At 67.6% G+C, this 25,474-nt stretch carries 25 protein-coding genes; 13 read left to right on the top strand and 12 right to left on the bottom strand.

Going from position 1 to position 25,474, the window contains the following annotated elements; translation table 11 throughout:
- The first annotated feature begins 94 nt into the window (after nucleotides 1-94).
- The 4 genes from FHX37_RS05450 (at nucleotide 95) to FHX37_RS05435 (ending at nucleotide 5,585) form a co-directional block, all read left to right on the top strand.
- A complete protein-coding gene (locus tag FHX37_RS05450) occupies nucleotides 95-1,477 on the top strand; it encodes an ABC transporter substrate-binding protein (protein ID WP_141922459.1) in 1,383 nt (460 codons plus the stop codon).
- A 67-nt stretch (nucleotides 1,478-1,544) separates the two neighbouring features.
- A complete protein-coding gene (locus FHX37_RS05445; RefSeq protein ID WP_211351747.1) occupies nucleotides 1,545-2,513 on the top strand; it encodes a carbohydrate ABC transporter permease in 969 nt (322 codons plus the stop codon).
- A complete protein-coding gene (locus FHX37_RS05440) occupies nucleotides 2,510-3,418 on the top strand; it encodes a carbohydrate ABC transporter permease (protein WP_141922457.1) in 909 nt (302 codons plus the stop codon). The genes FHX37_RS05445 and FHX37_RS05440 overlap by 4 nt, the downstream gene beginning before the upstream one ends.
- Nucleotides 3,419-3,425: 7 nt before the next feature.
- The gene (locus FHX37_RS05435; RefSeq protein WP_141922456.1) at nucleotides 3,426-5,585 is read left to right on the top strand and encodes an alpha-N-acetylglucosaminidase; all 2,160 of its coding nucleotides are present in this window, start codon (nucleotides 3,426-3,428) and stop codon (nucleotides 5,583-5,585) included.
- 40 nt (nucleotides 5,586-5,625) lie between these two features.
- Here the strand turns inward: FHX37_RS05435 and FHX37_RS05430 are convergent, their stop codons facing one another.
- On the bottom strand, nucleotides 5,626-6,075 hold the full coding sequence (locus FHX37_RS05430; RefSeq protein WP_141922455.1) for an Lrp/AsnC family transcriptional regulator: 450 nt from the start codon (nucleotides 6,073-6,075) through the stop codon (nucleotides 5,626-5,628).
- A gap of 133 nt (nucleotides 6,076-6,208) precedes the next feature.
- Between FHX37_RS05430 and FHX37_RS05425 the strand changes: the two genes are divergently transcribed.
- From FHX37_RS05425 to FHX37_RS05415, 3 genes are read left to right on the top strand one after another with little or no spacing between them, the layout of a single operon-like run.
- Complete coding sequence (locus FHX37_RS05425; RefSeq protein ID WP_141922454.1) at nucleotides 6,209-7,306, top strand: thiamine pyrophosphate-dependent dehydrogenase E1 component subunit alpha; 1,098 nt, start codon at nucleotides 6,209-6,211, stop codon at nucleotides 7,304-7,306.
- Nucleotides 7,307-8,365 carry an alpha-ketoacid dehydrogenase subunit beta gene (locus FHX37_RS05420; RefSeq protein ID WP_141922453.1) on the top strand — a complete coding sequence of 353 codons (1,059 nt, stop codon included), beginning with the start codon at nucleotides 7,307-7,309 and terminating at the stop codon, nucleotides 8,363-8,365. It begins immediately after the preceding gene.
- The gene (locus FHX37_RS05415; RefSeq protein ID WP_141922452.1) at nucleotides 8,362-9,720 is read left to right on the top strand and encodes a dihydrolipoamide acetyltransferase family protein; all 1,359 of its coding nucleotides are present in this window, start codon (nucleotides 8,362-8,364) and stop codon (nucleotides 9,718-9,720) included. Before FHX37_RS05420 ends, FHX37_RS05415 begins: the two co-directional genes overlap by 4 nt.
- A 50-nt stretch (nucleotides 9,721-9,770) precedes the next feature.
- On the opposite strand, the gene FHX37_RS05410 is transcribed toward FHX37_RS05415, so the two are convergent.
- From FHX37_RS05410 to FHX37_RS05400, 3 genes are all read right to left on the bottom strand, one after another.
- The gene (locus FHX37_RS05410; RefSeq protein ID WP_141922451.1) at nucleotides 9,771-10,772 is read right to left on the bottom strand and encodes a hypothetical protein; all 1,002 of its coding nucleotides are present in this window, start codon (nucleotides 10,770-10,772) and stop codon (nucleotides 9,771-9,773) included.
- A 485-nt stretch (nucleotides 10,773-11,257) separates the two neighbouring features.
- A complete protein-coding gene (gene kynU, locus FHX37_RS05405) occupies nucleotides 11,258-12,496 on the bottom strand; it encodes a kynureninase (protein WP_141922450.1) in 1,239 nt (412 codons plus the stop codon).
- Between the two features lie 34 nt (nucleotides 12,497-12,530).
- A complete protein-coding gene (locus FHX37_RS05400; RefSeq protein WP_141922449.1) occupies nucleotides 12,531-13,406 on the bottom strand; it encodes a tryptophan 2,3-dioxygenase in 876 nt (291 codons plus the stop codon).
- 182 nt (nucleotides 13,407-13,588) lie between these two features.
- Between FHX37_RS05400 and FHX37_RS05395 the strand changes: the two genes are divergently transcribed.
- Both FHX37_RS05395 and FHX37_RS05390 read left to right on the top strand, forming a co-directional pair.
- Nucleotides 13,589-14,029 carry an Lrp/AsnC family transcriptional regulator gene (locus FHX37_RS05395; protein WP_141922448.1) on the top strand — a complete coding sequence of 147 codons (441 nt, stop codon included), beginning with the start codon at nucleotides 13,589-13,591 and terminating at the stop codon, nucleotides 14,027-14,029.
- A 56-nt stretch (nucleotides 14,030-14,085) separates the two neighbouring features.
- Nucleotides 14,086-15,426, top strand: coding sequence for an MFS transporter (locus tag FHX37_RS05390; RefSeq protein WP_141922447.1), 1,341 nt, complete (start codon nucleotides 14,086-14,088; stop codon nucleotides 15,424-15,426).
- 19 nt (nucleotides 15,427-15,445) lie between these two features.
- Here FHX37_RS05390 and FHX37_RS05385 read toward each other — a convergent pair whose 3' ends face one another.
- The 4 genes from FHX37_RS05385 to FHX37_RS05370 form a co-directional block, all read right to left on the bottom strand.
- On the bottom strand, nucleotides 15,446-16,201 hold the full coding sequence (locus FHX37_RS05385; protein ID WP_141922446.1) for an ABC transporter permease: 756 nt from the start codon (nucleotides 16,199-16,201) through the stop codon (nucleotides 15,446-15,448).
- Nucleotides 16,202-16,232: 31 nt separating this feature from the next.
- Nucleotides 16,233-17,198, bottom strand: coding sequence for an ATP-binding cassette domain-containing protein (locus FHX37_RS05380; protein WP_141922445.1), 966 nt, complete (start codon nucleotides 17,196-17,198; stop codon nucleotides 16,233-16,235).
- 249 nt (nucleotides 17,199-17,447) lie between these two features.
- On the bottom strand, nucleotides 17,448-18,053 hold the full coding sequence (locus tag FHX37_RS05375) for a PadR family transcriptional regulator (RefSeq protein ID WP_141922444.1): 606 nt from the start codon (nucleotides 18,051-18,053) through the stop codon (nucleotides 17,448-17,450).
- Nucleotides 18,054-18,286: 233 nt separating this feature from the next.
- A complete protein-coding gene (locus tag FHX37_RS05370; protein ID WP_141922443.1) occupies nucleotides 18,287-18,964 on the bottom strand; it encodes a PhzF family phenazine biosynthesis protein in 678 nt (225 codons plus the stop codon).
- 778 nt (nucleotides 18,965-19,742) lie between these two features.
- On the opposite strand from FHX37_RS05370, the gene FHX37_RS05365 reads away from it, so the two are divergent.
- Nucleotides 19,743-20,153 carry a VOC family protein gene (locus FHX37_RS05365; protein WP_141922442.1) on the top strand — a complete coding sequence of 137 codons (411 nt, stop codon included), beginning with the start codon at nucleotides 19,743-19,745 and terminating at the stop codon, nucleotides 20,151-20,153.
- Nucleotides 20,154-20,204: 51 nt separating this feature from the next.
- On the opposite strand, the gene FHX37_RS05360 is transcribed toward FHX37_RS05365, so the two are convergent.
- The 3 genes from FHX37_RS05360 to FHX37_RS05350 all read right to left on the bottom strand — a co-directional run bounded on the left by FHX37_RS05360 (nucleotide 20,205) and on the right by FHX37_RS05350 (nucleotide 21,845).
- Complete coding sequence (locus FHX37_RS05360) at nucleotides 20,205-20,975, bottom strand: DeoR/GlpR family DNA-binding transcription regulator (protein ID WP_141922441.1); 771 nt, start codon at nucleotides 20,973-20,975, stop codon at nucleotides 20,205-20,207.
- 295 nt (nucleotides 20,976-21,270) lie between these two features.
- On the bottom strand, nucleotides 21,271-21,414 hold the full coding sequence (locus FHX37_RS05355) for a hypothetical protein (protein ID WP_170181507.1): 144 nt from the start codon (nucleotides 21,412-21,414) through the stop codon (nucleotides 21,271-21,273).
- Entirely contained in the window at nucleotides 21,408-21,845 is a 438-nt protein-coding gene (locus FHX37_RS05350; RefSeq protein ID WP_170181506.1) for an RNA-guided endonuclease InsQ/TnpB family protein, read from the bottom strand. Before FHX37_RS05350 ends, FHX37_RS05355 begins: the two co-directional genes overlap by 7 nt.
- A 234-nt stretch (nucleotides 21,846-22,079) precedes the next feature.
- Between FHX37_RS05350 and FHX37_RS05345 the strand changes: the two genes are divergently transcribed.
- A complete protein-coding gene (locus FHX37_RS05345) occupies nucleotides 22,080-22,826 on the top strand; it encodes a glycerophosphodiester phosphodiesterase (protein ID WP_141922438.1) in 747 nt (248 codons plus the stop codon).
- A 218-nt stretch (nucleotides 22,827-23,044) separates the two neighbouring features.
- On the opposite strand, the gene FHX37_RS05340 is transcribed toward FHX37_RS05345, so the two are convergent.
- Nucleotides 23,045-23,464, bottom strand: a complete 420-nt coding sequence (locus tag FHX37_RS05340) for an ATP-binding protein (RefSeq protein ID WP_246062097.1) — start codon at nucleotides 23,462-23,464, stop codon at nucleotides 23,045-23,047.
- Nucleotides 23,465-24,063: 599 nt separating this feature from the next.
- On the opposite strand from FHX37_RS05340, the gene FHX37_RS05335 reads away from it, so the two are divergent.
- Nucleotides 24,064-24,300: a DUF397 domain-containing protein gene (locus FHX37_RS05335; protein ID WP_141922436.1), complete on the top strand. Its 237-nt coding sequence runs from the start codon at nucleotides 24,064-24,066 to the stop codon at nucleotides 24,298-24,300.
- Nucleotides 24,301-24,532: 232 nt separating this feature from the next.
- Entirely contained in the window at nucleotides 24,533-25,441 is a 909-nt protein-coding gene (locus FHX37_RS05330; RefSeq protein WP_141922435.1) for a helix-turn-helix domain-containing protein, read from the top strand.
- Nucleotides 25,442-25,474 lie beyond the last annotated feature (33 nt).

Here is a 25,474-nt window from a genome sequence, read left to right as displayed (position 1 = left end):
ACGACACGAACGGTGCGAGTCCTGTTGACGTTCGTGCACACCCCCCGTAGAACTGACGCTGATCAGCACCCGCTGCTGCCGGCGGAGGTAGCCCATGCTCGTGGCCCGGCGGATCGCTGCGGTTCTCGCCGCCGCAGCCGTTCTCGCGGCCATGGGAGGGTGCTTTCCCGGCGCGGGCGGTGGGAACAAGGACGGAACGGTGACCATCTGGACCGTTCTCGTGCTGCCGAACGAGGTCGAACGGATGGAGTCCGTGCTCTCCTCCTACACCGACAGGACCGGTGTCGAAACGGAGCTGGTCGCCATCGACCCCGCCGACATGCCCACAGCCGTCACGAACGCGGCCGCGGCCGGGGAGCTCCCCGACGTGCTCCTGCACACGGTGGACCTGACCCAGGCGTGGGCGAGCAACGGCATACTCGACGCCGATGCCGCCGCATCCGTCGTCGCCTCCCTGGACCCGGCCACGTTCAACCCGACGTCGCTGGACCTGGTGAGTTCCGGTGGCCAGCCGGTCGCGGTCCCCAGCGACGGGTGGGGGCAGGTGATCTTCTACCGCACGGACCTCTTCGAGCGGGCCGGCCTGCGACCGCCGACGACCTACTCCGCCATCACCGAGGCGGCCCGTGTCCTGGACAGCGGTGACACGGCGGGCATCCTCGCGGGAACGTCGACCAGCACTCCCTACACGCAGCAGACCTTCGAGCACCTGGCGCTGGCGAACGGGTGTGAACTGCTCGACAGCGACGGGGAGGTCGCGTTCGACACCCCCGAGTGCGTCCACGCCGTGGAGCGCTACACCACCTGGATGACCGAGTACTCCGCTGGAGGGCAGCAGGACGAGCTGTCGACGCGGGCGACCTACCTGTCGGGACGCGCCGCGATGATGGTGTGGTCCCCCCACCTGCTCGACGAGATGAACAACCTCTCCACCGAGATCTCTCCCTCCTGTGATCCGTGTGAGGACGACCCGGGGTGGCTGGCGGAGAACACCGGGTTCGTGCAGCGGGTGAGCGGTCCGGACGGGTCCCCCGTCCAGTTCGGACAGACACTGAACTTCGGCATCACCCCGCACGGCGACGTGGCCGAGGCGAAACAGCTGGTGAGGTCGATGCTTTCCGACAGTTACGGGGATCTCCTCTCCGTCGCTCCGGAGGGGCAGTTCCCCATGCGTCCGGACTCCCGGGGCAGCGCGGGAAGGTACGTCGAAGAGTGGACCAGGGCTGAGGTGGGCGACGTGGACCGTTCCCGCACCGTGGGAGAGCTGCTCAGCGACGGGGAGGTGACGGCGGTCCGGGAGGGCGCCACGAGTTTCCGACGGTGGGGGATCACCGGCGGGCAGGGTGAGCTGGTGCGGGCGCTGTACGGCGAGTTCGTGGTTCCCCGGGCGCTGCAGCAGGTGCGGGAGGGGACGCTGACTCCGGAGGAGGCCACGCGGCAGGTCCAGCAACGGGCGGAACAGCTCAATGTCGACTGACCCGGCCGACCGGCCGGGCCCGCACCGCGTGGATCCCGGCCGGGAACGGCACGAAAGGGGCGGCCCAGTGGCATCGGAGCTCACCCGGCTGTTGCGTTCGAGCAGCTACTCCCAACGGATGTCACGTTTCGCGCTGGCCCTGGTCTCCCCCACCTTTCTCGTCGTGGCCCTGGTCGTCGTCGTGCCGTTCTTCTGGACCCTGTTCCTCGCGCTGACGGACGTCCGTCTGATCGACCTTCCCGACACCCACCTGTTCAACGCCGACTACACCGTGGACAACGTGACCCGGGTACTGTCCTCCGCGAACTTCTGGGAGAGCGCGGTGGTCACCGTCTGCTACACGTTCTTCGGCACGGTCGGATCGGTTGCCGTCGGGCTCGTCGCCGCACTCGCGCTGCGACGCGCGTTCCCCGGCAGGGCGCTGCTGCGCAGCCTCGTGCTGGTGCCGTTCGCCGTCCCCGTCGTGGCCGCGGCCCTGGTGTGGCAGACAGCGTTGGACCCGCAGTTCGGTTTCGTCAACGCCGCCGGACAGCGTTGGCTCGGGTGGGAGGAACCGGTCCTGTTCCTGAGTCAGCGCATGGCGCATCCCAGCGTACTCGGGGTCACTGTTCCCGTGCCGGTCGCCCTTCTCACCGTCATCGCGTTCGAGGTCTGGCGTTCGTTCGCGTTCTCCTTCCTGTTCCTGCTGGCGCGGTTACAGGCCGTCAACGGCGAGCTCGTGGAGGCGGCACGTATCGACGGGGCCGCTCCCAGCCAGGTGTTCCGACATGTCGTGCTGCCGCAGCTGGCGGGGGTGATCAGCTTGCTGCTGATGCTGCGTGCCATTTTCATCTTCCAGAACTTCACCGACATATACCTGCTGACAGGCGGGGCCGGAGGAACACAGGTACTGAGTGTGCAGGTGTACGAGTATCTGACCGCGCGCAGTGACCTGGGAGGGGCCTCGGCTCTCGGACTGGTCATGGCCGCCGCCATGGGCGTCCTGCTGGTTGGCTACATCTGGCGCACCGAACCGCGGAGCGGGAGGCGGGCATGAGCGGAACACGACGCCACCGGGCCACGGCCGCCACCCGGCGTTGGGACCGGGAACGGGTTGAGGACCTGGTGTTCGGCAGCGCGGCCTGGTTGGTGCGGGCAGCGCTGCTGCTGGCGTCCGGGTTGCCGTTGGTGTACCTGGTCGCGCTGTCCATGCGCCCCCTGGAATCGCTGCTGGCCAACCCGCTCCGGATCCTGCCGCGGGCCACCGAACTCACCCTCGGGAGTTACCAGCGGGCCCTCGCTCCGGCTGACGAAGGCGGTTACGGCATCGGCGGGTTCCTGCTGAACAGCCTGCTCGTCGGGTCGGGGACGGTGGTCTGCGCTCTGGTGTTCTCGGTACTCGGTGCCTACGCCGTGAGCCGGTTCGACTTCCTGGGAAGGCGCGCCCTGAGCGTGCTCTTCCTGTCGGTCTACCTCTTCCCGGCGGTGGTGATCGCGATTCCGCTGTTCGTCATCTTCACCGGCATGGGACTGCGTGGCTCGCTTCCGGCTCTCGTGGTGATCTATCTGGCGCAGACGGTCCCGGCTGCCCTGTTCATGCTGCGGAACTTCTTCGCCGCCCTCCCGGAGGGAATAGAGGAGGCCGCCGCCATCGACGGCTGCGGGGGGCTGCGCACGGTGTGGCACATCGTGCTTCCGCTGGCTGTGCCGGCGCTGGCCGCGACGGCGCTGTACGTCTTCATCGTCGCCTGGAACGAGTTCCTGTTCGCCCTGTTGTTCCTGCTGGAGATCCAGGAGAGCTGGACCGTGTCGATCGGGATCGCGCTGTTGGACAACCAGGATGTCGCGCCGACGGTGCTCCTCGCGGCCTCGGTCGTCATGACGGTACCGATCGTCCTGGTGTTCCTGCTCGCGCAGCGGGTTTTCACCGAAGGCCTGTCCGCGGGGGCGACGAAGGAGTAGGTGTCGGATGGTTCCGGTCCCACGAGACTCGCGTACCGCAGCCCCACACGAGGGGTCCGGTGCGCACGGGTTGCTGCGCCGGGTGCTGGGTGAGCGGTGCGCCGATTTCACCCCCGTCACCATCCCCGCCCAGGACGGCCGCGACGTCTTCGAGGTGGAGAGCACGCGGAGTGGTGTGGTGCTGCGCGGTTCGTCCCCCGTCGCCCAGGCCTCGGCGCTGCGCTGGTACCTCACCCGCGTGTGCGAGAGCGATGTCTCCTGGGACACGCACACGGTCGCGCTGCCGGCACGGCTTCCCGGCGTGGGGCGTTGCCGTAGGGTGACGCCGTTCCGGCACCGCTACTGTTTCAACTTCTGCACGTTCAGTTACAGCATGGCGTTCTGGGGGTGGCCGGAGTGGGAGCGGGAGATCGACCGCATGGCGCTGCACGGCGTCACCATGCCTCTGGCCGTGACCGGCCAGGAAGCGGTGTGGCAGCAGGTGTGCCGACGGTTGGGGATGGAGGACGCGGAGACCCGCGTGTTCCTCGGCGGGTCGGCCTACCTGCCGTTCACCTGGATGGGATGCACCGAGGGGTGGGGCGGGCCGTTGCCCCAGTCCTGGATCGACGCGCGTGCGGAGCTGGGGAGACGCATCGTGGAACGCGAGCGGGAGTTGGGGATGACTCCGGTGCTGCAGGCGTTCGCGGGCCACGTTCCGGCGCGGTTGGACCGGGGGGAGCGGATGCGGTGGTTCGATTTCACCACCCGGATGCTCGACCCGCGCGATCCGCAGTTCCAACGGATCGGCGGCATGTTCCTCACCGAGCAGGTGAGTCGGTTCGGCACGGACCACTGGTACGCGGCCGACCCGTTCATCGAGATGACGCCCTCGTCCGGTGAGCCGCGCGAACTGGCCCGAGTGGCCCGAGCCGTGCACGAACCGATGGTGGCGGCCGATCCGCAGGCGGTGTGGGTGATGCAGGGATGGCCGTTCGCCTACCGCGACGACTTCTGGCGGCCCGAGCGGGTGCGGTGTTTCCTCGGGGCGGTTCCCGACCGGCACATGCTCGTGTTGGACCTGTGGGGGGAGCAGCGCCCGTTGTGGCGGGAGACCGCGGCTTTCCACGGCAAACCGTGGGTGTGGTGTATGGTGCACAACTTCGGCGGCAGGCCGGGGATGCACGGCAAGCTCCCCCGCGTCGCTTCCGAACTCGACGACGCCCGACAGCACCCGGGGCGCGGCGACGTGCACGGTGCGGGGCTCGCCATGGAGGCCTCGGGAACGGACCCGGTCGTCTATGCCCACTGGGCCGACGAGGTGTGGCGCGAGCGGTCCGCCGATGTCCGGCGGTGGGTCGGCGAGTACGCGGCACGCCGTTACGGACGACGCGACGAGAGGGTGGAGCGGGCGTGGCGGCTGCTACTGGACACCGTCTACTCCGTCTGGCACACGAGCGGCCCCCCGGTGTCGGTCGTCGCGTCCCGGCCGACGGTGGAAGCTGGGCTCGACGTTGCCGCCCCGCTACGTCCCGATTCCGGTGCGCCGGCGTGGAACCCCGCCGCTCTCGCCCGGGCGTGGCGACTGCTACTGGAGGCAGCCCCGGCGGAGGCGGACGCGCCCGGCAGCGCTTACGGGCGGGATCTGGTTGACGTGGGCCAACAGGTCCTCGCGAGAGCCGGGAGGGAGATCCACCGCCGCGCCGTCGCCACTTTCCGGGCGCGCGACGGCCAGGCGGCGAGAGCCCACTTCGCGGAGTTCCTGGAACTGGTCAACGACCTTGAGACGCTGTTGACCACACGGGAGGAGTACGCGCTGGACCCGTGGCTCGACGCCGCCCGTGCGTGGGGCCGCACCGAGGAGGAGCGCAACGTCCACGAGTGGAACGCCCGCAGGATCGTCACCGTGTGGGGACCCCGGGAGAGCCGGTTGCAGGACTACGCGGGGCGCCACTGGTCAGGGTTGGTGGGGGGCTACTACCTTCCGCGGTGGCGGTTGTGGACGACGTTCCTCGGTCATGCTCTGGCCAGGGGCGGGACGCCCGACGCGGAGGGGTTCGACCGCGCTCTCGGTGAGTGGGAGGAGCGCTGGTGCTCCTCGCGGGAGCGGTACTCGCCGCTGTCCCGCCCAGCGACGGTGGCGACCTCGCGGCGGCTGTTCGCGCGCTACGCCGACATGTGTGAGTGAGCGGGAGAGGTCCGCTTCCGGGGGCTGACCGGTTACGCGTTCATCCCCACTCCCCGCTGCAGGGCTCGTCGAGGATGAACATGGTCTGCGTGCTGCGGACCTCCGGTATGCGCTGCAGACGCTCCAGGACGAAGATCCGGAGCGCCTCGGCGTCGGCGACGCGCACGAGCAGGAGCAGGTCCACGTCACCCGAGACCAGAGCCGCGTGGTCCACCTCGGGAATGTCCCGCAGGTAGTCCCGGAACTTCTCCCACGAGTGCTGGTCGATACGTACCGAGACGTACGCCGCCAGCCCTCTCCCGCACTTCTCGGGATCGACGGTGGCGCTGAATCCGGTGATGACCCCGCTGTTGCGCAACCGCCCCAGGCGGGCGTAGGCGTTCGCTCGCGAGATGTGCGCCTGTTCCGCGAGCGCTCGGACGGACATGCGCCCGTCGTTGCGCAACAGGTCGATGATGGTCCGGTCGATGCTGTCGATGTCGGCGGACATGTGTCTCACCTCATAGTGTCCAAATCATGGACAAAGTAGACGAATTGTCGACAGAAGCCAGAACAGAAGCCAGATGTCTGGTTTCACGCATGAGATATGGACACTATGCGGTGATGTAGCTCATATTCAAGACATGAAGCGCACAGATGAGCAGCCCGCACCGGTTCCTCCACTCCCCTCGTTGGAACCGTTGCGGTTGGTGGCCCCGGACGGGAGCCGCGTCTCCGGACCAGCCTTCGACTCCCCCGACCACAGCACCCTGGTCGCGCTGTTGCGGGCGATGGTCATCGGACAGCGCTTCGACAACCAGGCCAGCACCCTCGCCCGGCAGGGGCGACTCGCGGTGTACCCCTCCTCCCGCGGCCAGGAGGCGTGCCAGGTCGGCGGAACGCTGGCTCTGGCGCAGCGCGACTGGCTCTTCCCCACCTACCGCGACTGTGTGTCCCTCGTCTCCCGTGGTGTGGACCCGGTCGAGGTACTCACCCTGCTCCGTGGTGACTGGCACAGTGGTTACGACGCCGAGACCCACCGTTGCGCTCCGCAGTGCACCCCGCTGGCCACCAACGCCTCACACGCTGTGGGGCTCACCTACGCGGCACGGCGGCGCGGAGAGAACGCCGCCGCTCTGGTCCTGATGGGAGACGGCGCCACCAGTGAAGGCGACGCCCACGAGGCCTACAACTTCGCCGCGGTCTGGAACACGCCGGTCGTGTTCCTGATCCAGAACAACCACTGGGCGATCAGCGTCCCGGTCCGGGAACAGTCGGCCGCCCCCACCCTGGCGCACAAGGCGCTCGGCTACGGGATGCGCGGCTACCACGTGGACGGGAACGACGCCGCGGCCGTCCACGCTGTGGTCTCCCACGCACTGGCGGAGGGCCGTTCCGGCGCCGGGCCGACGATCATCGAGGCCCGGACCTACCGTCGCGGGCCGCACACCAACTCCGACGATCCCCGGCGCTACCGCGACGAGGACGAGGCCAGACAGTGGGCGGAGCGCGACCCGGTGCAACGGCTCGAGACGCTGTTACGCGCCGAGGGCCTGCTGGACGACGGAGAGATGGAACGCATCGAGGCCCAGGCCGAACAGGTGGCCTCCCGGGTGCGGGAGAGGGTCGCAACGGACGGGCGTCCGACTCCCAGCGAGCTGTTCTCCCACGTCTACGGCTCCGCTCCCGCTCTGCTGGCGCGGCAACGCCAGGAACTACTCGGCGAGATCCAGGAGGGCTGAATGGGAGAGATCAGCCTGGCACGGGCTCTCAATCAGGCGCTGCGGGACGCACTGGCCCACGACCCCGACGTCCTGGTGTACGGCGAGGACGTCGGCCGGCTCGGCGGAGTGTTCCGGGTCACGGACGGCCTGGCGTCGGAGTTCGGTTCCGAACGGTGCTTCGACTCCCCCATCGCCGAGGCCGGCATCGTCGGGACGGCTGTCGGCATGGCCATGTACGGCCAGCGCCCGGTGGTGGAGATGCAGTTCGACGCTTTCGCGTATCCCGCATTCGAACAGATCGTCTCGCACGTCTCCAAGATGCGTAACCGCACCCGGGGAAGTGTGGAGCTTCCCCTCGTGATCCGGATCCCCTACGGCGGGGGGATCGGCGCGGTCGAGCACCACGCGGACTCCTCCGAGGCCTACTACGCGCACACTCCTGGTCTGCGGGTGGTCACTCCCGCCACCCCCGCTGACGGTTACTCGATGTTGCGGGAAGCGGTCGAGGCTCCCGACCCGGTGATCTTCCTGGAGCCCAAACGCCGGTACTGGAACACGGCGGAGGTGGAGACCCCCCTGCGCACCGAACCCATGGAACAGGCGGTGGTGCGGCGCGCGGGCGAGGACGTCACCCTGCTCGCCTACGGGCCGATGGTGGCCACCGCCCTGGAGACGGCCGAGGCCGCGAACGAGACGGGGCGGAGCGTCGAGGTGATCGACCTCCGCAGCCTGTCCCCGTTCGACGACACGACCGTCGCCGCCTCGGTGCGCCGGACGGGGCGGGCGCTCGTGGTGCACGAAGCCTCCACTTTCGGCGGTTACGGCGCGGAGGTGGCCTCCCGGGTGACCGAGGCGTGTTTCCACTACCTGGAAGCCCCGGTGCTACGTGTCGGCGGCTTCGACATCCCGTACCCCCCGCCGGCCCTCGAGGAGCACCACCTGCCGCACGTGGACCGGATCCTGGATGCCATCGACCGGCTGCAGTGGGAGTCCACCTGGGTTCCGGCGCAGTCGCCCCCACCCGAGCGCCCCGACGCAACCGCACAGCACCCCAGCCGGCCGGAGGCACGCGCATGAACGCGTCCGTCGAACAGTTCGCTCTCCCCGATCTCGGCGAGGGATTGACCGAGGCCGAACTACTGCGATGGCTGGTCGCGGTCGGGGACACGGTGGCAGTGGACCAGCCGGTGGCCGAGGTGGAGACCGCGAAGACCACGGTCGAGGTCCCCGTACCGTTCTCGGGGCGTGTGTCCGCCCTGCACGCCGCTGCCGGTGAAACCATCGGGGTCGGGGCAACACTGCTCAGTGTCGACAGCTCCACCGTCGACGGCTCCACTCCGACGGACCGGACTCGGTTCGAGGGGGCCGGGGAGCCGGCGGCAGAGGCCCCGAACGGTGGCGGGCGCTACGACAGCGCGGGTGACACGGTTTCCGGTGCCGTCCTGGTGGGTTCCGGAGTGAAGACGGGCGCCCGCACACGGCGGCGCGCCGCTGGGGCGGACACGTCCCGGACAATGGCGTCCGGGGCGGCGTCCGCCTCCCACGAGCGAGGGACGGGACGTGTCCCGGTGGTGTCACCGCTGGTCCGGCGTCGGGCGCGCGAGTACGGGATCGACGTCACGGAGCTGTCGGGGAGTGGAACGGGCGGCATGGTGCTGCGGCGGGATGTCGAGGAAGCCATCGGCACCCTCGCGTCCCGGCAGCAAGCCTCCGCTTCCGACACGGCCGCACACGCCGCGGAGGCCCAACGCGTCCCGTTGGGCCCGGCACACCGCGCCATGGCCGAACGGGTCGCCCGCTCCCGCCGGGAGATTCCCGAGGCGACGGTGTGGGTGGACGCTGACGCCACCGGCATGCTGGACGCCCGTTCCGCTCTGAACGCCTCCGACCCCCAACGGCCGGTGAGCGTGCTCGGCCTTCTGGCGAAGTTCTGCCTGCTCGGGCTGCGGCGCTTCCCGGAGCTCAACTCCCGGTTCGACGCCGCGCGTGAGGAGGTCGTGCGGTTCTCCGGTGTCAACCTGGGTTTTGCCGCCCAGACTTCCCGGGGACTTCTCGTGCCCGTCCTCCACGGCGCGCAGCACAGGAGCCTACGGGAGCTCTCCGCCGAGTTGCGGCAGCGGACGGAAGCCGCGCGTTCGGGCTCCCTGGCACCCGCCGAGCTGAGCGGCGGCACCTTCACCGTGAACAACTACGGGGTTTTCGGTGTCGACGGTTCCGCTGCGGTCATCAACCATCCGGAAGCCGCCATCCTCGGTATGGGCCGGATCGTCAACCGGCCGTGGGTGTGCGGTGACCAGCTCGAGGTTCGTCCGGTCACCGAGCTGACCCTGGCGTTCGACCATCGGGTCTGTGACGGTGGCCAGGCAGGCGGCTTCCTCCGTTTCGTCGCCGACTGCGTGGAACGGCCGGCGGTGCTGCTGGACGACGTCTGAGCCGGCACGGGCCCCTGCGGGTTCAGGGCAGGTACACGTGATCCGTCGGATTACTTGCGCAACCCGGAGGTGACACGTTGCCAGGTCTGGGCCGCGCGTTCCTGGGCACGGCGCACCCCGTCCGACTCCCGGACCGACTGCGCGTAACGGCGCCCCTCGGTCGCCAGGGTGGACGGCAGCCGACGCCAGCCCTCGATGGTGCGTAGTGAGGCGAGGCGGTGACGGCCGCTGTTGTTCCCGCCGGCCGCGCTGAACACGGCACTGGGACGCTTGGCGAAGATGAACGCCACGAGGAGGGCGGGAAGGAGCGCCAGCAGCAGAGCGCCGGACGCGAGGGGGAGATCGTTCCCCACCAAAGATATGCCCGACATGTCGTTTGCTGCGGTTTCGGCCTGGGTACTGCTGCCATCGGAGGACTCGTCTTCCGGTTGCCCGTCAGCCTCCTGCTGCTCCTGTGGCTGGCCCTCGGCTTCCTGCTGATCCTCCTCGGGCTGGGCTTGCTCCTCCTGCTGGCCCTGCTCGGCCTTTTGCTGCTCGTTGTCCTGCGGCTGCGGGTCGGACTTCTGCTGCTCCTTGTCCTTCCCGTCGGCCGCTTCCTCTTCCTCCGGGAGCTGCGACACAGCGCCGTCGCACTTCTCGTTGGGGGAGCCCATGGGGTGCGGGGCACCCTCGTCGCCGTGGCCGTCTCCCCACTTGGTGATGGTGTAACTGAGGTCCTCGAGGTGGCCCTGGCCGCCGCTGACGGTGAGGCTGTCGGAGTTCCACGAGGAGTCGGTCAGCTCGGCGAACGTCTTGCCGTCCAGGTCGAGCAGGACATCGCAGCCCTCAGCCGGATGCCCCGGGCCGCGGTCTCCGATGAAGAAGTCGGCCTTCTTTCCGTTGTACTCGACGTAGCCCTCGGTTCCGAGGGGCCAGCTCGGGCTGGCGAAGAGCCCCTTCTGCATCGGCTCTCCGGACGCGGGAGCACCAGTGTCTCCGTTGATTCCGGATCCGTCGTCCCAGAAATAGGAAGCTTTTACTTCGCCGGTCTGTACAGGATTGTCAGAACTCATGAATCAAAACCAGGTCGGGGAACGGGGCCGAGCGAGACCGGCAGCACAAGAGGCACAGGTGTCCTGAACCCGCCGTTCGGGCGGGTAAAAACCGTCTTATGCCTGGGGTTTACCGCGACTGGGGCGGCAGACGCACGGGCGTGTCCGCCATCGATGGAGAGGATGGCCCTGGGCACGGGAAGTGTGCCCGCCCGCTGTGGATGGGGGTCTCTTTCCCGGACGTGTGGCACGTCCGGGGCCCGGCATCGGTGGTGATCCGATCGTCAACTCCAGATCACGAACCGATCACGAAAGACTCTAACCCATGAAAAAGTAAAACAAGCAAGGAGATCGGGTAAAAATATGAATTGCCGCGGGGTTCCCTCTTTATGCGCATGCCAAACTTCCGGCACATAGGGGAATCGAAAGGCAAAACAGCAGCAACTGGGAGCTCTGCCACACCCGGGTGTGATCCGAGTCTCACCGTGGGGTCACGGACGCCGGCCTCAGGTCACCTGTGAGCGGCGGGAGAAGCGCGGAGCGCGCCACACACCGGTCTCCACCACGTCCCGTAGGCAGGCCGCCGCGTCGAAAACGTCCACGTAGCCCACGTAAAGCGGAGTGAAACCGAAACGCAGCACGTCCGGAGCACGGAAGTCCCCGATCACACCGCGCTCGATCAGCGCCTGCATGACGGGGTAGCCATCGGGATGGGACAGCGAGACCTGGCTGCCGCGTCGAGCCGCTGGCAGCGGGGTCACCACCCCGAACCCCGCCGCAGCGGTGAGTTCGATGAACAGCTCGGTCATGGCGAGGCTCTTCGCACGCACCTCGCCCAGGTCGGCGCGGAGCCACATGTCCAGACTGGCCTCGAGCGCGGCGTCGGCCACGAGCGGTTGCGAACCGCTGAGAAAACGGGTGGCGCCCTCGGCGGGCTGGTACTCGCCGGCGAAGTCGAACGGGCGCGCGTGACCGTGCCACCCGGAGAGCGGCTGGCGTGCCGTGTCGTGGTGCCGTTCCGCCGCGTACGTGAAAGCCGGCGCTCCCGGGCCACCGTTGAGGTACTTGTACGTACAGCCGACAGCGAAGTCGACGCCGCACTCCGACAGGTGGACCGGGAGAGCTCCTACGCTGTGGCACAGGTCCCAGACCACCAGCGCCCCGCTCTCGTGCGCCATGCGGGTGATCTCCGCCATGTCGCGCAGCTCCCCCGTGTGGTAGTCGACGTGGCTGAGGAGCACCACTGCCGCGTCCCCGGGGGCCAGCGCCTCACGCAGGCTCTGTCGTCGCGGGTCGTACCGGCGTTCGGAGACCCCCATCAGCTCCGTCACGCCCTGGGTGATGTACAGGTCGGTGGGGAAGTTGCCCGACTCACCCACCACGACACGACGTCGGGGGTTCAACCGCAGCGCGGCGACGAGCACCTTGAACAGGTTCGCCGAGGTCCCGTCCCCCACGACCACCTCGTGCGCGGCAGCACCGATGAGCGGTGCCACCTTCGCCCCCAGGTCCCGGGGTTTCTCCCACCACCCCGCGTCGTTCCAGCTCCGTACGAGGTGCTGCCCCCACTCCTGCTCCACCAGTGCCGCCACCCGCTCCGGCGTGGCTGCGGGCAGGGCACCCAGGGAGTTGCCGTCGAGGTAGATGGTTCCCTCGGGAAGTACGAACTCGGAACGGAACCGGGCGAGCGGGTCCCGGGCGTCCAGCCGTGCGCACTCCTCGCGCGTGGGAGTGTTCCTCGTCACCGCATTCCCTTCCGTTACGCAGAACCCGAATGTCTCAGATGTTGCCGCGCAGCGACCACAGTTCCGGGAACACGTCCTGCTGGGCGTTTCTGGCCAGCCATTCCAGACCGGCCGAGCCGCCCGTCCCCGGCTTGGCTCCCAACGAACGTTTGACCGCCATCAGGTGCCGGTGCCGCCACCGGGTGACCCGCTCGGCAGTGTCCACCAGTGTCTCCGCCAACGTGAAAAGCTCGTTCTCCGGCCGGTCGTCGGCGTACACCTCCGCCCAGGCACGCTCCACCTCGGTGTGGGGAGTGTAGGGCTGGCTCCAGTCCCGTTCGGCCCGTTCGGCAGGGACCGGTAGGCCAGCGCGGCGCAACAGCCGCAGGGCGGCGTCGTAGAGGCCCGGTTGTATCAGGGCCTGTTCCAGCGGGGCGCTGATCTCCGGCATCCCGTCGTAGGGCCGCACCATGGCGGCGGACTTGTTGCCCAGGAGGAACTCCAGGTGGCGATAGTTCGGGGAGTGGAACCCGGAGGCCGCCCCCAGTTCCTCCCGGAACCGCGCGAACTCGGTGGGTGTCAGCGTCTCCAGAAGCTGCCACGACTGGACGAGCACGTCCTGGGCGTGGTGCGCGCGGCGCAGCTCGGCGCAGGCCCGGGTGACACTGTCCGCCTCCAGCTCATCCCGCGCCCGTTCCCAGCGCTGCCGCACCAGAGCGAACAGCAGTTCCATCACCTGGGTCGTGACGAGGAAGGAGTACTCCTCCGGTTCGCTGCTCAACGGCCGCTGCAGGGTGAGCAGCGTGTCGATCCCGCCGTAGCGCATGTAGCCGACGGCCTGACCGGCGGCGAGCGAGGGATCCCCGTCTCCTCGACCGGACTGGCCGGTATCCGTGGGAGAACGCCACGGCTCCTGCGACGTGGCAACCATCGATGGCACCTCTTTCCCGCCTGGGCGAACGCCGTCACAACCGGCACGGTTGCGCCCCGGTACCGGCCTGTTGTCAGCATGCGACACATCACCCGCGAAATGAATGACGCAGAACAACCGGTTTCCGATTTTCTCCTTCCTTCCACAAGGAAATACAGAAGTAAGGGTTACAATTGGAAACCATGCTGGACAGTGTCGATTGGCAGATCCTCGCCGAGCTACAGGCCGACGCCCGGCTCTCGTTCAACGAGCTCTCGCGCCGGGTGAACCTGTCCGCCCCCGCCGTCACCGAACGGGTACGCCGCATGCACGACAGCGGGGTGCTCACCGGTTACCACGCGCACGTCGACCCGGCCGCCGCGGGCCTGCCCGTGACCGCCCTGGTCCGGATGGAGTGCTTCGGGCCACGGTGTCTGCTCCGCGACGCGGAGACCATGTCCCGCCCGGAGATCCTCCAGCTGCACCGTGTCACGGGAGACGCGTGTTGCGTGCTTTTCGTCGCGGTCCGTTCCATGCCGCACTTCGAGGACGTCATCGACCGCCTCTCCGAGCACGGCCGCCCCTCGAGCACCATGGTGCTCTCCAGTCCCGTATGGTGGCGCGAGGTCAGCCGACCCGAGTGATCACGACCCGGTCCTGCCGCTGGGCAACCGGAGCCGCGAGTTGAGGGACCATCGCGATGGAGAGCACGCCGCGCCGGCTCGTCGCCGGTGTCGTTCCGGGGACGCTGCTCAACGCGTTGAACTCGTCGATGATCGCGCTGGCGCTCGTGCCCATCGAACGGCACTACGGCACCGGCCTCGCCACCGCCACCTGGCTCATCTCCGGTTTCTACCTCGCCGCCACCGTCTGCCTGCCGCTCATGGGGCGCCTCGCCGACCGCTTCGGAGCCCGCCGGGTGTTCGTAGCCGGGCTACTGCTCGTCTGTGTGACCTCCGCGGCCGCGCCGCTGGCCCCCAACATATGGTTCCTGGTGGCCGCCCGCGTACTACTCGCCGTGGGAACGTCGGTCGCTTTCCCAGCGGCGATGGCGGTGTTCCGCGCCACGCTCGCCGGTGGCCCCCCACAGGCGGCGATGGCGGCCGTGGCCACCGCCAACTCCAGCAGCGCGGCGTTCGGCCCGGTCCTGGGCGGACTGCTGGTGTCCACCTGGGGATGGCAGGCGATCTGGCTGGTCAACATCCCGGTCACGTTGCTCGGTATCGTGCTGGCGTTCTCCCTCCTACCAGCCGTCCCCGCACGTCCGCCGTCCTCACGGAGCAGCCTGCTCGCCGAACTCGACCTTCCCGGGATCGCCGCCTTCGTACTGGCGCTGGGCTCGCTGGTGGGGTTCCTCCTCTCGCTCTCCCAACAACCGCGCTGGTTGTTTCTCCCGCTCACCCTGCTCTCCGGGGCCGCCTTCCTCCTGCGCGAACGGCGCGCCACCACGCCGTTCATCGACCTCGCCGCGATCGGTGGCAACCGGCGGCTGGTGGGAGTGTTCGCGCAGAACACCGGCGTCAGCGTCGTGTTCTACATGGGCTTCATCGGGCTGCCGCAGTGGCTGCAGGGAGCGCGAGGGAAGGACGCGGGTCTGGCCGGAATGATCGTGCTTCCGCTCGCCGGCATCAGTGTCCTGGTGATGCCCCTGGTCACGCGACTGTTGCAGACCAGGGGAGAGCGGGTCGTACTCACGAGCGGAAGCCTGCTCCTCCTCGCCGGCTCCACCACACTCCTGCTCACGGACACGTCAACGCCGGTGTGGGCAGTGGTCACACTCGCGGCGCTGCTCGGGCTGCCGAACGCGTTCAACAACCTGGGGTTGCAGTCCCTCATGTACCGCGCGGCACCCGCCGACCACATCGGCACCGCGTCCGGACTGTTCCAGACGTTCCGTTTCCTCGGTTCGATCACCGCCTCGGCGGCGATCGGTGTCGCTTTCGGCACCGGAGTCACGGACGGTGGGCTACACACCATGGCCGTCATCATGACGGTCCTCTCCGTGGGTGTGGCGGCGGCCAACCTGCTGCGGCGGGGCTGACCTCTCTCCCGGACCCGGGTCACGTGTTGATACGGCGCATCCTCCGGCTTCCGAACACCAGGGCGACCGCGGTGACCGCGACGGCCACCATTCCGCCGTAGGCCACCGAGGGGGCGGAGAGATCCCCGGCGAACAGCGCGCGTTCCGCCTCCACGACGTAAACGATCGGGTTCGCCCGGGACACCGCGTAGAGCCAGTCCGGTGCGAGATCCATCGGCAGCAGGATTCCCGACAGCAGGATCAGTGGCAGGCTCACGGTCTGCAGTATGCCCGCGAAGATGTACTCCTCCCGGGCCACCATCGCTGCCAAGTAGGAGAAGATCCCCAGCCCGACGCCGAGGAGGGCGAGCAGCAGCAGTCCGAGAACCGCCCCGGGGAACGAGGGGTCGAAGCCGAACGGGACGGCGGCCGCGATCACGATCACGGCCTGCACCAGCAGCACCGTGATGTCGCGCAGAACACGTCCCAACAGTAGCGCCACCCGGCTGACCGGGGTCGTCAACAGCCGCTCGTGCGAACCGGACCGCAGTTCGGGCAGCAGCCCGAACCCGGCGAACGCGGTGCCGAACAAGCCGAGCATGGCCAGCAACCCCGGAACGAACCACTGCCAGGAGTCCGATCCCAGCGCTCCCGGCATGCCGGAGAGCAGCGGACCGAACAGCGCCAGGTACAGCACCGGTTGGAGCATGCCGAACACGAACACGGCCACGGGGTTGCGCAGGGTGGGACGCATCTGGCGCACGAAGATGAGCCACGTGTCGTGGAGGATACGCATCGAGAAGTCTCCTGGGTTCGGGGGTGGTCACCTACGCGGCGTTCTCGCGCAGGCTGCGGCCGGTGAGGGAGAGGAAGACGTCGTCCAGCGTCGGGCGGTGGACCTGGATGGTCCCCGGTTCGATTCCCGCGGTGTCGAGCGTGCGCAGCAACTCCGGTAGGGCCTTGTCACCGCGGTCGACCCGTAGCCGCACCGTCGTCTCGTCGTGGCTGTCCACCTCGGCACGGCGCGTTCCCGGCATACCGCCGGCCACCTTGGCCGCGTGCTGTGCGGCGTCGGGTGTGCCGGTGGTGAGGGAGATCTGGTCGCCGTCCACCCTCTCCTTGAGCTCGTCCGGGCTCCCGTCGGCGATCACGGTGCCGTGGTCGACCACCAGGAGCCGCTGGGATACGGCGTCCGCCTCGTCCAGGTAGTGCGTGGTGAGGACGATCGTCGTGCCCTCATCCCGGCGTAGCCGCTGGATGTGCTCCCACAGGTTGGCTCTGCTGTGCGGGTCCAGCCCGGTGGAGGGCTCGTCCAGGAAGAGCAGGGCGGGACGGTGGATGAGCCCCATGGCGATGTCGAGGCGTCGGCGCTGTCCCCCGGACAGCTTCGTCACGTTGCGCTTCGCGACACTGCTGAGTTCCAGCATGTCCAGCAGGTCCCCGGCCCGGCTGCGGGCCTCGGAGGCCGACATCCCGTAACAGCGCCCCTGGGTGACGAGCTCCTCACCGACGCGCTGGTCCTCTCCCGCGCTGTTCCCCTGTCCCACGTAGCCGATACCGCGCCGCACGGCACGCGGCTCGGTGACGACGTCGTGTCCGGCGACGAGCGCCCTTCCCGAGGTCGGCAGTAACAGTGTGGTGAGCATGCGGATGGTGGTGCTCTTTCCCGCCCCGTTCGGTCCGAGGAAGGAGACGAGCTCTCCCGCGTCGACATCGATGTCGACACCGCGCACCGCTGGGACGGTTTCACCGTTGGCCCGAAAGTTCCGTGTGAGTTCCCGCGTGTGGATCACAGTTCCTCCGTAAACAAATTTGACTAGCGTCAAACTAAGCCTCCCTGACCCAACTAGTCAAAATTTTTTACCGAGGGACTCGCCCGTTAGGTCCTGTTTTTGGACGCTGTTCGCCGCGAGCGGCGTCTCCGGTGCCGCCCGGCACGGCCGGCCAGGGAGGCGGAGCGGACCCTCCGCCGACCGACGAGAACGCCGCCGGGCGGCGTGCCGGGGCGGCGCGCAGCAGGACAAGCGTCCGAAAAACAGGACCTACGGCCCTCCGCCGCCGGAACCCGGCCCCTTCCCGAACGGGACGGCCACGTCGTCGGCCAGCTCGTAGGCTCCCCCCTCAACGCGCCGGAGCATGTCCCGGGTGAAGTCGCAGTCGGCCTGCATGTCGTATCTCCACCACTGGAAGAGTTCCCAGATGTGGGCGGGCTTTCCAGCGATCCCCTCGCCCTCCGTCCACTCGACCAGTTCCGCGTGGGAGGTCTCGAGCCGGGCGAGACGAAACCGGAGCAGGGACACGACGGTCCTGCGGTCCAGCGTGGGCATGAACGTGATCCCGGCACTGAAGAACTCGGGCTTGGCATCCCCGTCCGACAGGGCCGTGCGCAAGAGACGGAAGAACTCCTCCTCCCCCTGCTCGGTGAACTCATACAGCACGCGCTCCGGCCCCTCGTTGCTGCCCTCCACCCCGGCACTGTGCACCATTCCGGCTTTCGCGAGCTGGCGCAGGGCGTGGTACACGGAACCGGGCTTGACGTTGGCCCAGTGTTGGACTCCCCAACCGAGCAGTTCCCGACGCACCTGGTAACCGTGCGCCTGCTCGAAGGCACGCATCGCACCCAGTACGAGCAACCGCGTCGCCGTCATGACCTTCCACCTTCCACCTCCGATGCCCTTGACAACGATCCTAGGCGTGTGGACCCGGAACGAACCGGCACGGGGCGCCGGGCATCACGCCCTTTTAGGCAACACCGGGGCCTGTGCGTGGCACGCGGAGGCGAAACGGTGAGGTTCCACCACGGGGGCGGCCAGGCGGTTCCCGCACCGTGCCGGGGCCGTGGTCGGGCCGAACCGTCCGGCCTGCCCCGTGACGGTCGGCCTCACGACAACGGGTGGTCGCGGGTCTCCACCAGGGCGCATCGCCCGCCCACGTCGACGAGGCCGTCGGGGCCGGGGCGGAGGTCGATCCTGGACCCGGTTCCCTGCCGGACCGCCAACGGGCGCCCGAGCAGCGCACCCAGCCGCAGGGCGGCGGATCCCGTGGCCTCGTCCTCCCTGGTTCCGCCCACGACAGGGAACACGCGGGCCCGGACCTGCCCCGCTTCCTCGTCCTCCCAGGCCCACACGTGCAGTTTCGACTCGGAGACACCGTCCGCGACAGCGTCGACGTCGTCCGGGGTGGGCAACTGCCGGATGTCGTAGCTAGGAGCCGAGGCGGGATCGGCACGGATCCAGGTGATTGCCCCCTCGTTCCAGGTGGGAACGGGGCCCGCTGGCGGGTTGAGCTCGCTGGGGCACCGGTCGCCCAGCAGCCAGGAGGTACCGACGAGAGGATGACCTGCCAGCGGGAGCTCCTCCTCCGGGGTATGGATACGCAGCGCACCCGAGGCGGCGTCCTCCAGGAACACGGTCTCCGCGTACCCCAGATCAGCGGCGATCGTCTGACGACGGCGCTGGTCCAGCCCCGAGGCCTCCGTCAGAACGCCCAACAGGTTGCCACCCGTGTCCCCTGGGCCGAGAAAAACAGTCACGACGCGCAAGGCGGATGTGTCATGCATGGGAGCCGATTCTTCCAGAACCGCCGCAACCTGCCTGTCGCTCGGTTTCCCCCGTAAAAGGTCTTCCCGTTCTCCGGGTACGAAACGTGTTACTAGAGTGCTCGGTGTACCGGTCAGTCACCGCAGTGCCGCCATCCCCCTCCCGGCGGTACCGGCACCCCCCCCCCGAAAGGCCAGGGCGCCCCTGGGCGAATCCTGGAGGGCTGTCCCTTTAGGAGACGGTGCCGTAACCGTCAGCCGTACTGGACGGGCACTGGGACGTCGAGGAGAACACGCCATGTGGAAAGCAGCTGTCAACTGGGTCTGCTCGCGCTGTGGGATCAACAATCCCAAGGACCACACCGCCTGCGGCATGTGCGGAACCGCACGAGGGTACTGAACGCCACGTGGGCAACCCACCCGGTCCGAGGGCGGACGGGGAGAACGCGCCCATCCCCTCGCAACGGACCAGCCCTCACGGGGGTAGCGGCCCCTGCCACGGGTCCACCGGTGTGTCCGGGACAAAGACCGCGCTGCGGAGCGACGGGCCGGGAGCGGTTCCTCTGGCGCCCGAGCCGCAGGGGTCAAAAGCACTGCGGCAGAGGGCTACCGCAGCACGGCTCTGACCCCCGACTTCGGCGTGTCTCGGTGACGTTCCCGCGCTCGGGCCGGGAGCCCGCGTTAACCATCCGTTAATAGCTGTTTGCGCAGCCGGTCGAGAGGAATAGAGTCGGGCAGCGTGCTTACGCTGTTTCCGCCACGCAAAGTTCGGTCGCAGCGCCGCCGGAAAGAGGTAACCGTGCCCCGTGTAACCGGTGTCGCGCACATTACGCTCTCGGTGCGCGACCGTGATGCCAGCCTGGAGTTCTACCGTTCCGTCCTGGGCTTCTCCGAGTTCAAGACACGCGACGGCAAGCAGTGGCTGCACACCGAGTGCCGCCACCCGTGCGGCATCGTTCTCGGCGTCACCCAACACAAGGACCAGTTCAAAGCCAAGTTCGACCACCGGCGTGCCGGTGTGGACCACGTGTCCTTCCAGGTCAGTTGTCTGGGTGAGTTGGAGAGTTGGGAGGAGCACCTGACGGAGTTGGACATCGATCCCTCTCCCATCGTCCACTCCGACTACGGCTCCATGCTCAGCTTCAACGACCCCGACGGGATCCAGCTCGAGCTTTTCTGCCCGGCGGAGCCGGACACCGGCGAGGACTGAGGAGGGCCGCAGCCGGACGGCTACGGCGTGGACGGTCCCGGGGAGAGTCGCCTACTCGGGAGAGACGGTCCGCAGTTGGATGTCACGGGACTGTATGGCCTCCGCCGCTGACTGCGAGAGGCGGTCGTCGGTGATGATGAGGTCGAACTCCTCCAGGTTCGCCACCCGGAAGGTACCGAACTTCCCGTACTTCGTGCTGTCCACCGTGAGCACGCTCTTGGAGGCGATCCGCAACAGTTGCTGCTTGGCCACCACCTTCTGCTCGGAAGGGGTGGTCGAACCGCGTTCGACGTCCCAGGAGCTGCTGGCGATGAACGCGAGGTCGACGTTGACCCTGCGCAGGAAGTCCGCGGTGAACTGCCCCACGGAGGAGTGGTCAGCATGGGACACCACTCCCCCGGTGTGGATCAGCTCGATGCCCGGGTACTCCATGAGGTGTCCGACCACGTTGAAATCGTTGGTCACGACAGTCAGCCCCACCTTTTCCGTGAGCATCGGAACCATCTGCAGAGCCGTGGTTCCCGCGTCGAGGAAGATGGTGAAGTTCTCCCGCACCAGCTCGGAGGCCGCCTTGGAGATAGCACGCTTGGCCGGCACCTCAAGCTGAGCCTTGGCCAGGTACGACGGTTCGCTCTTCAGCCTCGCGGCCAGACGCACCCCGCCCGTGACCGACAACACCCTGCCGTCGTTCTCCAACGCCTGGATGTCCCGCCGCACCGTCATGTGTGAGACGGACAACATGGACGTGAGTTCGTTGATGCTCAGGACGTGCCGCTCCTGCAGCAGCTTGAGGATATGCTCGCGGCGCTGGTCGGGGATCATCTTCCGCCTTCATCGTCTGTCGTCGCTGACATGCGTCTCCGCTGCCACGGGAAACGCTTCTCCTACCCCAGAGTTTCCCAGCCCTGGCCCCTCCGGCACCGCCCCGGGCGGGGTGACACCACTCGCACCGTTCAGGAAACGTGTGACAGTGTTCCTGAGCTGTCACCTTGCAGCGCAGCGTTGACCCCGCCGCCCTGGGGCGGGGTCTTCCCGTGGCGCGGTACCCGCTACCCAAGACACCCTCGGGTGCGGCGGTCGTACACGGGTTTTCAGCGGGCGTGTTCAGCGTCCCGGCTCAGCTCTCCGTGGACGTGCTTCCCGTGACCTCGGCCACGAGGGCGGCGAGGTTGCGGGCGGCGTTGAGGACGCGGTCCAGGCGCAGACCGCAGGCATCACAGGAAAAGATCCGCGTGGACGAGCGCAGTTCGGCTTTCACCACGCCGCACGCGGAATACACCTTCGAGGGGGAAACCACCGGTTGGCCACCGCCAGCCGGCGCTGGTGCCAGGAGGCCTTGTACTCCAGCTGGCGGCGCAGCTCACCCATGCCGACATCGGACACATGGCGGGCGAGTCTGGGGTTGGTCACCATCCCGACGACGTTGAGATCCTCCACCACCAGGGTGTCGTAGGCGGCCACCAAGCGACTCGTGATCTGGTGCAGCCCATCCCGACAGGCGTTGGCCACCCGGGCGTGCAGCCGGGCGACAACGGTCCTGGCTGCGCCGCCACCGGCGCGAGGGCCGCTGGCCCGTGCGCCGGTCCGGGCTCGTCCGGCGGCACGCGTGGCGCTGGAGTCGGCGCACCCCTGCCGGGCCCGGTCCAGGTGTGTGGGGTTGGGAATCGCCTCGCCGGCGGCGGTCACCGCCACGTGGCGGCACTCCCGCGCGGACAGCCCCGGACACCCGAACTGTCACCGAGAGTTGTGAAATTAGCACGCAGTGATCTGTTCCCCACACAACAAGGAACAGTTCCCAACCCCGCACCGGCCTCGTTCCCAGAAGCGGGTTTTCCGGACTTTCGCGCGACGTGCCGCAGTTTTTGGCACGCTTGTGCGCGTACCCCCCGGAAGCATCATCGTCGACACCGTCGCGGAGATATCCTCATGACGCTGGCGATCGCCCATCGTGGTGACACCATCCGGTATCGGGAGAACACCCTCCCCGCCATCCGTTCAGCGATGGCAGAAGGCGCGGGGATGGTCACCATCGACCTCAAGCTCACAGCGGACCGGCATGTGATCGCTCTCCGGGAGGAGACCGTAGGTCCATCACACGGCCCACCCCAACCGGTTTCCGAGCTCACCCTGGCCGAACTGGCAGCAATGAACGCTGAGACGGAACAGCGTGTTCCCACACTCATGGAGGTCCTGTCCGATACGAGCCGTCCACGCCCCGTACCGCTCATGCTGGAGGTGCGCTCCGTGGACACCGCTCTGGCAGCGGAGACGGTCCTCAACGAGCACGGGCTTTCCGGCTATGCACTGTACACCGGACCGGTCGAGACGATGCGCTCCCTGCGCACCCAGCATCCTGGTGCACAGCTCGCGCTGACGTGGGACCAGCCGACCCTCCCCCCGGCCGAACTCTGGGAGGACCTCAGACCCCGGTTCTACAACTCTCACCACAGTCTCGTCACGCGCGAGATCGTGACCGAGGCCCACCGCAACGGGTACGCGGTATCGGCATGGACCGTGAACGAGTTTCCGGAGATGGCGCGGTTAATGGGAATGGGAATCGACGCGATCATGACCGATTACCCATCCGACCTCGTGAAACTTTCCGGGGATGAGCAGCTCCAGCACAACTACCACGAGGGGAACGCCACGCCCGGATCCGCTGTCACCGGGTAGGGTCATTCCGGTTCCTCCCAGGAAAACCAGTAACGGGTTCGGCGACGGTCCGCTCCACGTCTGGGGAGCGGACCGCTTTGTCGGACCGCTTTCCCGTTCGCACACGGCCGCCGGAGCACCCGGACTACCGTTTCGGAGGGGAAACCACACTGTTCTCCGGGAGAGACAACGGTGGAAGATGAACGCGGACGCCGCCGGTTACGACCAGCGGCGTCCGCTCACGACCGGCCAGACATGGTGATGTCCGCCCAGACCACCTTGCCCTGGCCGTCGAGAATGTCCCAGCCCCAGTCAGAGCTGAAGAACTCGATCAGACGGAGTCCACACCCGCCCTCGACGAACCGGTCGGGAGCACGTAGCGCCGGTTCGCGATAGCTGGGGTCGAACACGAGGAGGCTCACGTGTGAACCGCGGTGTACGAGCCCCACCTGGATGGACCACTCGGAGAGGGTCCCCGACCGTCGGGGCCGGGCGTGCGTGCACGCGTTGGTGACGAGTTCGGAGACGAGGAGCCGGGCGTTCTCCCAGTTCTCCCCCACACCCCACTCACGCAGCACTGTCTCCGTGAATGTGCGTGCGGCGCCCACGGACGCCGGCTGGAAGTCCAAACCGCGGATAGCCATGGCCGAGTCGATCACGTACTCCCCCACCGGGAGTGGGGCACGCGAGAGTCCACGCCACCCACACAACATGCCATCGTCCTCAACGTCATGGGAGACCTGTTCCCCCCTCATCTGCGCGAACAGGTCTCCGGCTCTGGAGTAAGCAGAGTGCGCGGTCATCGCGTTCCTTGCACTGTTGGGCTATGCGCGCGGTATCGGGCTACGTACACCTTTCCTTATTGTTCCTTACATGTGCAAGCACGTATGCATGTGCATACTGTACTCCACAGTTTCCCCCGCAACCGCACACTGCGGAAATGTTTCGTTATAGAAACTAAGCCAAAAACTCGCCGGAGCGTCATTTTCCCTCCGCAAGCAGGGCGCCCGAGCCGAGCCCCTCGGCCCCGCCCGTCGGGCAACACTCGAACTAGCCAGACAAGCAATTCCCTGACCTGCGTTTTCGCTGCGAGTTCCTGGGTCTGCCGATACACGCGCCCGTCCGGTTCCCCCGCTCTCGACCGAACGCTATTTGGCGTGAATCAGTTCCGGTGCTCTACATTACGTGTGCAAGGACGGATGCAAACACCGATGTAAACACTGATGCACGTGCATTTGATGTTTGGAAGGGGAACCCGATGCAGCGCTACGAGAACGGCGTCCCGGCCAGCGAGATCCCGGGAGCGGTGTGGCACAAGAGCACGCTGAGTAACCCCAACGGGAACTGTGTCGAGGTGGCGCAGCTGCCACATGGTGAGATAGCTATGCGCAACTCGCGGGATCCGAACGGCCCCGCGCTGGTCTATACACCGGCCGAGGTCACGGCTTTCGTGCAGGGTGCGAAACAGGGCGATTTCGACTACCTGGTCAGCTGAGTTCCCAGAGTTGCCGTGGCCTGGCAACCGTTTGCGCGCGTCAGGCCACGTTCCAGCCGAATTTCCCGCGTCGTCTCTCGCCGCATACCCTGGACTACTCGCGCGTAGTGGCCATAATGGGTAGATTGACCCCGGACTACAGGCCAGTCGCTGTCGGTCAACACGAACAATCGACGGGTTCTCTTTACATCTGATTGACTGGCGCTATCGCCAGGAGATCTGAGGGGAACGTATGGATTTAGCTCGGGTAGGCGAGAACACAGCACCCGCCAGTGTCGTTGAGTACTCTCGCGGTGGACCCACCGTACTGCGCATTCTGCTGGGAACCCAGCTGCGTCGGCTGCGCACCGAGAAGGGCATCACGCGCGAGAGCGCTGGGTACGAGATCCGGGCCTCACACGCCAAGATCAGCCGTCTGGAACTGGGCCAGGTCAGTTTCAAGGAGCGTGACGTCGCTGACCTTCTCACCCTCTACGGGGTGACCTCCCCGGAGGAGCGCGAGTCCCTCCTCAACCTCGCCCGGCAGGCCAACTCCCCGGGCTGGTGGCACAAGTACAGCGATGTCCTGCCGAACTGGTTCGAGGTCTACGTCGGTCTGGAGGAGGCCGCCTCGATCATCCGGACCTACGAACTGCAGTTCGTGCCAGGACTGCTGCAAAGCGAGGACTACGCCCGCGCTGTCGTCACGCTCGCCCACGGCAGCAGCCCCGATGTCGAGGTCGACCGCCGCGTCCGGCTGCGCATGGCCCGGCAACAGCGTCTCACCGGTCCGAACGCGCCCAAGGTGTGGGCGGTTGTGGACGAGGCCGCGCTCCGGCGGCCCCTCGGCGGTCCGGACGTCATGCGGGGGCAGATCGAGCACCTCCTCGAGATGGCCGCGATGTCGAACGTCACCCTGCAGATCATCCCCTTCGACAGGGGCGGGCATGCTGCTGCCGGCGGACCGTTCAGCATCCTGCGGTTCAACGGGGCGGACCTGCCGGACGTGGTCTACCTGGAACAGCTCACCAGCGCCGTCTACTTCGACAAACCCGACGAGACGGACCATTACATGGTGGTCATGGACCGGTTGTGCCTCGAGGCGCTCCCAGCTTCGGAAACCATCCGCTACCTGAAGCAGATCCGCGACGACATGGAGTGAGCCCTACGCCCTGTCCCGCAGGGGTGGCTACCC

The organism is Haloactinospora alba, assembly GCF_006717075.1.
GTDB lineage: Bacteria > Actinomycetota > Actinomycetes > Streptosporangiales > Streptosporangiaceae > Haloactinospora > Haloactinospora alba.
The sequence above is the reverse complement of the archived record's forward strand: the minus strand, read 5'-3'. Positions and strand labels throughout refer to the sequence as shown.